This window comes from Saccharicrinis sp. GN24d3 (assembly GCF_052400645.1).
GTDB lineage: Bacteria > Bacteroidota > Bacteroidia > Bacteroidales > Marinilabiliaceae > Saccharicrinis.
This window is the reverse complement of sequence record NZ_JBQTGI010000001.1, coordinates 50,182-61,674: the sequence shown is the minus strand read 5'-3', so window position 1 is coordinate 61,674 and position 11,493 is coordinate 50,182. Positions and strand designations below refer to the sequence as shown.

Here is an 11,493-nt window from a genome sequence, read left to right as displayed (position 1 = left end):
CCAATATTGTGGTTTCGTACTTTTTAATCGTTCTCCTTTGTTCCACTTACTATTCGTGAAACAATTCCTTTTTGGTCTGTAAATTCCGCTATTAATATCCCTGCCAAATGAATAACAACAAACGCTACCAAGTAATAAATACCAAGGATATGGATTTCTTCCATTGGTTTCTTTAGTTCTTTTGGTCCCCATTCTATAATAAGTCCAGTTGAAAGAGAAATGATAACACAGACATAAAAAATGAGGTACGTCCATTTCTTAAATTTTTCCTTTAAGGATAAATCTTTGGTCAAAGGATTTTGGAACTTCATATGTCCTAATGCAGGAAGTGTGAAACGAATACTAAATAGTCCAACTAGTACATAACCAATATAAAAATGCCAATCCCACATTGGTTGTCTTATCTTTTTTGCTAAAACTATGAGCTGTTCCTGAGATAACATCTGGTCGGTAGTATTCAGGTAGTCCTGTATTATAGCTGCAACATTAAACTTGTTCAGCCACGTCAATCGTAGAAATATCGTTAATAACAATAGCAGAAATGATATCGCTATGGCCCAATGAATTATTCGATATATTTTAGGATACTTTGTTTTTTTCATAATGTTTGTTTTTTGTATGAAGCAGTAGAATAGAGCCTGGTAACTTACCCTAATTAATACCACTAAAAGTAACAATAATAAGTAAACTATCAGCGCCCCCTGCATCAAACCGCACGTGAAGTATTCCCTCATATACTTACACTGAAGTTTCAGCATAGGCGCTACGGCTTACCGATAGAGTTCTCTATTTGCTTTTCACATGAATCTACCCGGCACATGTAAAGTTCATTAGCTGAATGAACCACTTGTGATTTCTCTTCATATTTGAACCCGGATTATGTATTGGAGGTTCGTCATGAGCATTGCAAGTACAATAAACCAAGGCATTACTGAAACGAGGCATCACTTGTCCCGATTACTTTCAGGAGCACCGTTCTGATGAGTTGAAGTGATGCAACGAAGTGTCTTGTATAAAAGTAATTTCAATGTGTAATAGAATTTCTAATGCATATTGCGGGTTGAACAAACATATAGCGACATTTAGAATCAACTACTTAATTATTTCAGCCAAATAGGACAAAGCCAGCACGGATAGTATCAATTCCATATTCGCATCTCTAAAGATTTGGCGGTGGTCGATAGTCCCACTTAACTCCCAAGAAATAACTAACTGTATATACCCTATACCAGTGCATTGTGTGCCGTTTAACCATAAATATTATTCCATTAAAGTAACCTCTGCTTCAACAAAATCCCCTTCAATGTGATAATCAAAATCAATTCCCAATGATTTAAGCATTAATTTGAAGTGCCCCCACAAACATTTTTCAAACTCATCAATTGTTACCCCAACCATATATCCTTTCGTAAAATATGAGATATAAGGTCTGTTGGTTTTATACTTAACTGTTGACGGAGATTCCGAAATAATTTCAAATGTTCCATCCGGATAGCTAGTAATTAAAAAATTTGCTAAGTTAATAATGGGCTCAAGTCCTTTACCTTTTATTGAGTTCAAGGTATTAACATGTGTATCAGCAACAAATTTCATAAAATCATCCGTAGTTCTTCCTGCACTTTTTGCATATGCTATTCCAGTGCATATATAAAAGTCTGTTCTCCAAACTGCGTTTCTCGCAGCTTTTTCGATTGGGGCTTTCATTAGATTAAATCTGCTGGAATCGTCTTCTTGTGCAATAACAACATTTACATTTAATAACAGCATTAATGTCAGAATAGTAAAAAGGTGATTTTTCATGTCTATTACATTTTGAAAGGTTATTGAATAAGAAAGTAGCATCTAGCATTCCTGAGACATAAAAAACACAAAAAAAACGATTAAAATACCTGGCAGGTATCTAAACCGGGTTGTCGTTCAACCTGGAATAATCGCTGGGTCTTGCAGACCGCTCGATATTCCTATTTATTGTGCCGTCGTACTTTGTACTTTTAAGTATCTAATTTTTCAATTTCATAACTCATATACTCTCTGTATAATTTTGAAATGGATTTAATTTCTCCAAGTATGGTTAGAACATCATTAGTCATTAAAGTTGTAGAACCATTAGGAGTAAAAGTTTTATTATTTCTTTCAACTAAGGCAACTAAAACATCCTTGGGAAGCTGAATTTCTTTTAATTGACGACCAATCATTACCTCTTGTGGTGTTCCCTTTAATAGTTTTATGCTCACAAAACGCTCATTTTGCAACATATATTCCTTAATTTCTCTATGGCTATTCATATTTAGTATCGCTTTCACAAGGTGTTCTCTTTCTAAAATATCGAGGAGTCGGGATAACATACGTAGCTGTTGTTTAGGATTTTCGTCGGAATTAATTAAAAAAACACAGATGTGTATTGGCGTTTTTAATTCATTGTCTTTAAATAGCATTGTGCAATCAATAGCAGTATTGGAAACAATTATTTGCATCGAAGGGTGCAAAACACTCTTGAACTTAGCATGAAAAACCAAAACACCGGGTAAGGTTATTACTGACTCTTCGGGCAATGAATGGGTAAATTTATGTGTAACTTCTTCTTTACATGTCTCTAATTTCGCACAAAAATTATCGGAAACATTACTTAATATTTCCTCAAAATCGGTAGCTTCTTTTAATATTTTTATCTTCGACTTAATAACAGTTTCATCAAAAGGGTCACCTTCACGAAGGCCTTTTTCTTTTAATATCGTCATTAACTCATTTTCCAATTCGTCGTATTGATATTTACCCAATAGTGCAAACCAGTGAAATATTGCTCCTTCTCGTTTTACTTTTCCGCGGGAGTGAAAATGATACCAAAGTAGCCCCACTACAACTACACCAGTGGTAAAAAGAATTGGCATCCACCCTAAATAAATAATGAGTATAATCGAAATAACAATCCCAATAATTTGCATAAAAGGATAAAGGGGAGACAAATATCCCGGGTCGTATGATTCTATTTTACTATTTCGGAAAACAATAACAGAGAAATTGATGAAAATGAAAATAAGCAGCTGGAAGGTGCTTGCCAGTTTTACAATTCCTTCTTCAGACAATATTAGGATGAATAAGATAATTAAAGCTGTTGTAAGCAATATAGCTAATATTGGAGTTCCTTTCCCCCCAATCCTTGACAAAACAGCAGGAAGCAATTTATCACGCCCCATTGCAAAGGGATAGCGTGATGCTGATAAAAGTCCTGCATTTCCTGTTGAAGCAAACGCGGCAAGAGCAGCAATTGACATCAACCATACTCCTGCATGATCGGGCAACCATTTAAAAATTTGTTTAGCAGCAGTAGCTGCCGGAGCCATATCATTGGCAAATGAGGTTGGCTCAATAACGGCAACCATAATAAAAACACCCAAACCATAAATTAGTCCTGTAACAACTAAAGACAATATCATTCCCAAGGGGATATTTCTTTCAGGATTTTTAACCTCCTCTGCAACACTTGCAATTTGGGTTAATCCCAGATATGAAACAAAAACAAAACCTATTGTTGTGAACATACCCCCAATCCCATTTGAAAAGAATGGGGTAAACTGGGAACCAAATGATTGATTTTTTATGGATTCTATTGTGAATATGGAAAAAAGTCCGTCGGCAATAAAAGTAATTAAGATAACTAAAAGAAATATTACAAATATTTTTTGGAAGGCAGAAGTTTTTTTTGCGCCTACTAAATTTAAAACCATAAAGAAAAGCGTGGCAATTATGGCAACTGTTTTTGTTGGGATATCCCAGAAAACAGCAGCATATGCACCGATACCGATGATTGCAAAAGCTGTTTTTAACATTAAAGCAAAATATGTACCTAAGCCACCAATTGTTCCCATTATTGGGCCTAAACTTCTGTCCAGAAAGAAATACGCTCCTCCTGAGCGAGGTAAGGCAGTAGAAACTTCGGCAATGCTAAACATGGCCGGCAATATTAATATGCCAGCAAGTAAATAAGCCAAAAATACGGATGGTCCTGTGTAATGCGCAGCAATGCCTGGTAGCAAAAAGAACCCGGAACTGAACATTGCCCCGGTGCTAATGGCAAAAACATCGAACAATCCTAAATCTTTTTTTAGTTTATTTCTCATGGTCAAAAAATTGAGACTTTTATTTTAATCATTAGTTCTTTAAAAGATAAGGATAAATTACATTTTTGAAAGGTGCTCGATTAAAATTTTATGTATCCTTTCTCTTCTCTGGTTTCTTTTCAAAAATCCGGTTTTATTAATTTTCATTTCGTTCCATAGTTGCAAGGTCTTGTTGTATGCGGCCTACAACAGACAAGTATATGAAACGTTTGGCATTTCAATAAGATTTCCCATCAACCATTCCAATGTTTGTTAAATGCAATATACTTAAAATTAGCACTATCCGCCAAATGTTTTATCTACAGTGTTGAACAAAACCCACACGAGTTAACTATGCAATATGGCAATTAATCACCCTTCTTTGCTTGCCGTATAACAATAATTATTTATCGCATAAAAAATTACTGTTATGAGAATGAAAACATCACTTACAATTTTGGAAAAGGCCATTGCCATGTGCCTGTATTTAAAAAGGTTTTACAGAAACCTGAAACCCAGGTTGAACTGCGCGGCAAAAGCAAGAGTACCTTGCAAAATTATGGCAGAAGGTTAGCGCTGTTTGTGATTCATTTTAAGGCCTTGCCCGAATTGAAACGGGACACGAAACTACCGGTGATCCTTAACCGGTCCGGACTCAAAGCGTTTTTCCGCACCCCTTTGCTTTTGAAACAGCGCACCGTTCTGACACGCATTTATTCGGCCGGGCTGCACGGAAAGGAAGTCATAAATTCAAAATTGGAGATATGGATTTTGAACGGCAGACCATCCATATCCGACAGAGCAAGTATAAAAAAGACCGGATTGTGCCACTCTCCCCGACTATGGCCATTAGGTTAAAATACCTGGCAGGTATCTAAACCGGGTTGTAGTTCAACCTGGAATAATCGCGGGGTCTTGCAGACCTCTCCTATTCCTATTTATCGGCGCCTGGCTATTTTTTCCAAACAGGACTCTCATTTCTACTGTTCGTATTGGTTAATTGAATTCGTTCTTTTGTGCTAATATTTATTTTCCAAATATTGTAAATCCCTTTACTACCTGCTGTATAAACAAGCCATTGTCCATCTGCTGACCAATCTGGTGAATAGCATTCAATACTATCATAGGTCAGGTTGAGCAAATTAGTTCCATCGGAATTCATTATAAATAAGTCCCAGTTATTATCATTGATTCCATAAAAAGCAATTTGTTTTCCGTTGGGTGAAAATTTGGCTCCAGAATCGTAACCAATTTTGTTAGTTAGTCTTTTGACATTTTCGCCATTGACATCCATTATATGTATTTCACCATTGGCAGCGTGAGAAGTGTCTGCTGAATCGCGCAATTGTCTGGTGAATAAAATTTTCTGACCATCATTAGACCAACTAGGACTTTCTTCGTAAAATTTATTTCTTGTTAATTGCCTAATATTCGAGCCGTCTTTGTTCATAAGATAAATGTTCCTGGAAAGAGAATCCCTTTCACTCATAAATACAATTGTTTCTCCAACAGGCGATAATTCAGGAAGTACATCTGTTGTAGGATGATTTGTTAGTCGCTTTAATTCAGTTCCATCAGAATTAATTGTATATATTTCTGCATTACCATCTCTTTTTGAATAGAAATAAAGATTTTGCCCATCACCTGACCAAGAAGGACTAAAGTCAAGAGAATCATTTTTTGTAATATTTCGCACATTATCTCCATTTATATCCATTATATATATTTCAGAGTTGCCATCTCTATTAGTTACAAATGCAATTTCTTGTTCAGATGATTGTTCTTCATTATTTGGTTTTTCTTTTTTAGTCTCATTGCAAGAGATAAAAATTAAAAGGAATATCAAAAATTTAAATGTGTTCATAATTTTGTATTGCTTGCTGCCAATATTATTAATAAGGGTGTGGCTAATTTGAAAAGCCAAACTGCCAAAATCCCACCTAGCCGAAGCTAAGGTTTTGGTTATAAATTTATTCTTTTAACCAGCCGAAGCAAAAGCTTCGGTGAACTTATTTAAAGAGAAAAACTCCCAAATTTATGCGACCAGCCCATGCCCTTTATTTATTGGGCATAGTTTTTTCAATTTCCCTTCTATATTAATCTCCATTAAAGTGTTTCTCCATGTCTATTTGAAAAAAAACAGGAGCAAATTTCTTTTTTTTCTTATTCAGGGAAGCGTCCAAATTTATTTATTGCTTCCAACGATTCATCCCAACTTGCTTTATTTGAGATAAAAATATGTGCATTAGGTCGTTTTTCCAATGTAGTATCTAAACATCCTGCTGGTACTACTAAAAGTTTACCGTCCATTTGCAAATTGGGCAGGGCTGAACCACAATTAATACAAAAAGCTTTCACATGATTACTTTTATGTGGTTGAAATATTTTAATTTCAGTTTCCGTTTTTATCCATTCTAGTTTAGCTGTTGTGGAAAACAAATTTGCAGCATGAGCAGACCCTGTGTCTTTCCTACAATATCTGCAATGGCATAAATAAAAACTGTCAAAGTCACCTTTAACTTTAAATTTTATTCCTTTGCATAAACATGAACCCAAGTATTCCATTTGATAAATCACTTTTTTAAATAATGAATTTGGTTATAATCCATTTCACAGTATTTCCTGTTTTTTTTTCGTTTACACTTTCCAATTTTTTCCTTAAGAAACGCGCGTCTTTCTGTTTATATTAGGCATTAGAGTAGAGCCTGATGGCTTACTCTAATAAATTACTATAAAAGTAATAGTTATATGCAAACTATCAGCACCCCCTTCTTCAAACCGTATCCCGATGTTCGTGGACAGGCTGTGAAGTCTTCCCTCATATGCTTACGCTGTAGCTTCAGCATAGGCGCTAGGGCTTACCGATAGAGTTCTTCTTTTGCTTTTCATGTACATCCTCCCAGTACATGTACAGTTCATTTGCTATTAGAACCACACGTGACTTCTCCTTATATTTGAACAAACAGTGAATTGCTTTAATTCGTAGAATATTATCTTCTATAGGTATTCATTGATTTACGCTAAAGCTCCAATTCAATTTGTATATTTAATGCGGTCTTTGACATGTGATTTTAATTTTCTTCTTCATCCTTTTCGGTTGTGAATTGCTTTCAATTTGTATATTTAATGCGGTCTTTGACATGGTGCCGATTATAGAACTAAATAAACCCATTGTGAATTGCTTTCAATTTGTATATTTAATGCGGTCTTTGACATGTACCGTCGGAGAATAAAGTCCATAGGTTGAGTTGTGAATTGCTTTCAATTTGTATATTTAATGCGGTCTTTGACATGTCGGCAAACATAGGCATAACAACAGGTATAGTTGTGAATTGCTTTCAATTTGTATATTTAATGCGGTCTTTGACATGTAATACATTTGAATACACCGATGTGCCAGAGTTGTGAATTGCTTTCAATTTGTATATTTAATGCGGTCTTTGACATGCATATCCAAAAAACGTCAAATCATATGTAGTTGTGAATTGCTTTCAATTTGTATATTTAATGCGGTCTTTGACATGTTTATATTTTTATTTCCCCCTGGCATCCTTGTTGTGAATTGCTTTCAATTTGTATATTTAATGCGGTCTTTGACATGCAGCAATTTAATGGGGGTTCTGAACAAAGTGTTGTGAATTGCTTTCAATTTGTATATTTAATGCGGTCTTTGACATGTTCCTCCCGGATTAAAACAGGCGATCATAAGTTGTGAATTGCTTTCAATTTGTATATTTAATGCGGTCTTTGACATGCGGGCTTTTGCTGTTTTCTCGCAGCAACCAGTTGTGAATTGCTTTCAATTTGTATATTTAATGCGGTCTTTGACATGAACTCAGGGGGGCAATCAGCCCCCCTATGCGTTGTGAATTGCTTTCAATTTGTATATTTAATGCGGTCTTTGACATGTGGCTCAAAGGATTACCCGAGCTTGAGTATGTTGTGAATTGCTTTCAATTTGTATATTTAATGCGGTCTTTGACATGGCATCCTAAGAAATTCCAATCCAAAACTTGGTTGTGAATTGCTTTCAATTTGTATATTTAATGCGGTCTTTGACATGATTCCCATAGGTCATCATTAGCGACACCATGTTGTGAATTGCTTTCAATTTGTATATTTAATGCGGTCTTTGACATGATAGATATGATATTAATAGGTATTGACAGGGTTGTGAATTGCTTTCAATTTGTATATTTAATGCGGTCTTTGACATGTAACAGTGAGGAATATGAAGACAACACCTCGTTGTGAATTGCTTTCAATTTGTATATTTAATGCGGTCTTTGACATGTTATTATATTGTCAGAATCGTCAGGATCTGGTTGTGAATTGCTTTCAATTTGTATATTTAATGCGGTCTTTGACATGTATGACAAACTATTTTAATTTGTTTGTTATGTTGTGAATTGCTTTCAATTTGTATATTTAATGCGGTCTTTGACATGATTTTACCTTTCCCCCCTTTTTTTCTGCTTGTTGTGAATTGCTTTCAATTTGTATATTTAATGCGGTCTTTGACATGAAAGTTGGTTGAATTAAATGTAAATATGTCGTTGTGAATTGCTTTCAATTTGTATATTTAATGCGGTCTTTGACATGTTAAGCTGATAATGCCAATTTGCACGATGCGTTGTGAATTGCTTTCAATTTGTATATTTAATGCGGTCTTTGACATGCGCTTTAGATTTGTAAAGTTTCGTAAAGCGGTTGTGAATTGCTTTCAATTTGTATATTTAATGCGGTCTTTGACATGTTCTATTCTTTATTAAATCGTTCCAATGCGGTTGTGAATTGCTTTCAATTTGTATATTTAATGCGGTCTTTGACATGTGTAACAGGTGCATCCGATGACCAGCATGTGTTGTGAATTGCTTTCAATTTGTATATTTAATGCGGTCTTTGACATGCGGACTAGCATAGTCAGGAATGAATGAACCGTTGTGAATTGCTTTCAATTTGTATATTTAATGCGGTCTTTGACATGTGACAAATTCAGAACTTTTCACAGCAGCTCGTTGTGAATTGCTTTCAATTTGTATATTTAATGCGGTCTTTGACATGAGGTACCTACTTTTTACAAGTTCAGATTGTGTTGTGAATTGCTTTCAATTTGTATATTTAATGCGGTCTTTGACATGCTATTATTACAGCTTGCTTGGGCTTATGTAGTTGTGAATTGCTTTCAATTTGTATATTTAATGCGGTCTTTGACATGGTATTGGCCGCAACATTAAAGTTCACAAACAGTTAACAAAGACCTTAGAAAATAAAAACCAGAACTAAACGGATCTGGTTTTTATTTTTAAACACCTATTTTAATTTCTACCTATAACTAGAAAAGCTGAAGTTGTTGAACTATTTCCGGTTTTTCTTTTGGTTTTTTGCTATAAAACAACTCCATCATCCCAAATTGTTTATCGGTAATTTTTAAAACACCAATATGTCCGTACTCGGGCAACATACTTTTTACCCTTTTTATATGCACATCGGCATTTTCGCGACTGGGGCAATTGCGCATATATATCGAAAACTGAAACATGGCAAAACCATCCTGCAATAGTTCTTTTCGGAACTTTGCTGCAGCCTTTCGCTGCTTTTTAGTTTCTACCGGAATATCAAATAGAACAAGTACCCACATATTTCTGTATTGATTGATGGCTTCGAACGACATAATTGTATTTACATTATATTTCAGAACTTAAGCATTGGCAAAATATTTAAAGCTGCGCTTATAAATTCATAAACTTATATTAAGCCATAAACTCCGGATAAATAATTTTACGCCTCTCTCCCTTGTAGCACTCAAACAATGAATTGGTTGTACGGCTCAAACCTACCATCAGCGGACTCTTTTGCTTGTCGAACAGTACATCCATACTGGCAATGCTTAATAATTTGGCCTTATGTTCGCGGGTTATTTCTATATCCTTAATCTCGCCTTTTTTCCACATACCGTACACCAGCTCATCACAGAACGGACGATAAGGCTCCATAATATCATCGGCCAAACAATAGGCATTGTATTTATTTCTGTGAAATATGCCCAATGTTGGCAACAAACCACTACCAACCAGTGCACGTGCCACAATGGACCGAAGTATGGCATAACAATAGTTTAAATGCGCATTAGGAGCTTCTCCAAAGCGGTTACGGGTAAAATCATCTTCTTCGAACAATATTTTCCAATACACCGATGCGGCTCTCCCTTCAATATTGTCGGGGTCGCCGCTTTGAATTTGCGGGACCAAGGCCTTTAGCCTTTTGTTATCAATAGCAAAGCGTTGAAAGAGAGCTGCCTGATTTTCAACCTTAGCCTTTACTGTTTGTTGCCAGAGGTTTTTCTTTAAGGGTTCACTGGCTTCAACCTGATACCGAAAACGTTCACTTTGCAGGGTATTGCCTTCGAGTGGCAACATAAGCCCGGTGGGCAAATGTTTGCTATCGCAACTAATAATGGCCGTATTTCGTTCGAGCAAAGCAGACATCAATGCATGGGTTAATGTAATTTGCGGATTGTCGAGCAATACTACCCCTATATCTTCAATCGGAATAGAACCAAGTTCGTTATTTGTTTTTGGTTCGTGAACTTTTAACTGTAGGTTATTTTTATGCAAATAGGCAGGGTTCCCAAAATAAAGTGTCCGTTTAATCATAGTTCCATATTTAAGGTTCTATAAATCAATACGCACAACAAACAACCAGGCTTTAATATGTTGATACATAAAACATTTTAGTTGACTAACGAATTACAACATTAGATAAACAAATGTTCGAACTTATTCGATGATTAGATTTTTTATCACATCTAAATCAACATCCCGGGCATGATATCGCAAATAATTATCACTATGACCAAACCAAGTTACCACCTCTTCTTTTTTAAGTTTTGATGGCTTGTTTTTCAACATTCGTTCGTAACTGCTCCAGGGATAATATCTAAAGTCATCGCATATGCCATGCTTCTGTGGGTTAATATGTATATAATGAACCAGATTAGCCAGCTGCTGTGTTGTTTTTACTTCCAAACGTTTAAAAGGCTTTTGAAACAAACTACCGGTACGTTTTTGCTGAATATTAATAGCCTGCGAATAGGCTGCAAAAAAATTTTTAAAAGCATTACTAACCGGATTCATATTTGTAGCTGTTTGGCTATGATAGCGAAACAGCTTAGTTCGTACCAACAAATGAAAATGATTTGGCAATAAACAAAAAGCATACGTTTCTAATACATCGTCCATTTTTTCGGCATACAAACGGAGAAAATATTCGTAGTTGCCATTATTATAAAACAAGTTTTCACGATTATTACCCCGATTCCATATATGATAAAACTTTTCTTCCTGTATCGGTATACGAAAGTTACGTGGAGGCATGATTTTGTTTTTTAATGTTC

Annotated in this window: 9 protein-coding genes and 1 CRISPR repeat array; of the genes, 1 reads left to right on the top strand and 8 read right to left on the bottom strand. The window is 35.4% G+C overall.

Annotated elements, in window-relative coordinates:
- Nucleotides 1–23 precede the first annotated feature (23 nt).
- The 3 genes from ACT29I_RS00250 to ACT29I_RS00240 form a co-directional block, all read right to left on the bottom strand.
- Nucleotides 24–602 (bottom strand): cytochrome b/b6 domain-containing protein, encoded by a 579-nt coding sequence (locus ACT29I_RS00250; protein WP_444792444.1) that lies wholly within the window; start codon nt 600–602, stop codon nt 24–26.
- A gap of 658 nt (nt 603–1,260) precedes the next feature.
- Nucleotides 1,261–1,800 (bottom strand): hypothetical protein, encoded by a 540-nt coding sequence (locus ACT29I_RS00245; protein WP_444792443.1) that lies wholly within the window; start codon nt 1,798–1,800, stop codon nt 1,261–1,263.
- A gap of 191 nt (nt 1,801–1,991) precedes the next feature.
- Nucleotides 1,992–4,118, bottom strand: coding sequence for an amino acid permease (locus tag ACT29I_RS00240; RefSeq protein WP_430937208.1), 2,127 nt, complete (start codon nt 4,116–4,118; stop codon nt 1,992–1,994).
- 456 nt (nt 4,119–4,574) lie between these two features.
- On the opposite strand from ACT29I_RS00240, the gene ACT29I_RS00235 reads away from it, so the two are divergent.
- Nucleotides 4,575–4,955, top strand: a complete 381-nt coding sequence (locus ACT29I_RS00235) for a hypothetical protein (protein ID WP_444792442.1) — start codon at nt 4,575–4,577, stop codon at nt 4,953–4,955.
- 94 nt (nt 4,956–5,049) lie between these two features.
- On the opposite strand, the gene ACT29I_RS00230 is transcribed toward ACT29I_RS00235, so the two are convergent.
- From ACT29I_RS00230 to ACT29I_RS00210, 5 genes are all read right to left on the bottom strand, one after another.
- Complete coding sequence (locus tag ACT29I_RS00230; RefSeq protein ID WP_430937204.1) at nt 5,050–5,961, bottom strand: TolB family protein; 912 nt, start codon at nt 5,959–5,961, stop codon at nt 5,050–5,052.
- 299 nt (nt 5,962–6,260) lie between these two features.
- Complete coding sequence (locus tag ACT29I_RS00225) at nt 6,261–6,662, bottom strand: GFA family protein (protein WP_430937202.1); 402 nt, start codon at nt 6,660–6,662, stop codon at nt 6,261–6,263.
- Nucleotides 6,663–7,267: 605 nt separating this feature from the next.
- Nucleotides 7,268–9,315: direct repeats of the CRISPR family, unit length 47 nt; unit sequence GTTGTGAATTGCTTTCAATTTGTATATTTAATGCGGTCTTTGACATG.
- 117 nt (nt 9,316–9,432) lie between these two features.
- The gene (gene cas2, locus ACT29I_RS00220) at nt 9,433–9,771 is read right to left on the bottom strand and encodes a CRISPR-associated endonuclease Cas2 (RefSeq protein WP_430937364.1); all 339 of its coding nucleotides are present in this window, start codon (nt 9,769–9,771) and stop codon (nt 9,433–9,435) included.
- A 79-nt stretch (nt 9,772–9,850) separates the two neighbouring features.
- Complete coding sequence (cas1, locus tag ACT29I_RS00215) at nt 9,851–10,753, bottom strand: type II CRISPR-associated endonuclease Cas1 (protein WP_444792441.1); 903 nt, start codon at nt 10,751–10,753, stop codon at nt 9,851–9,853.
- A gap of 123 nt (nt 10,754–10,876) precedes the next feature.
- Complete coding sequence (locus ACT29I_RS00210; protein ID WP_444792440.1) at nt 10,877–11,473, bottom strand: transposase; 597 nt, start codon at nt 11,471–11,473, stop codon at nt 10,877–10,879.
- Nucleotides 11,474–11,493 lie beyond the last annotated feature (20 nt).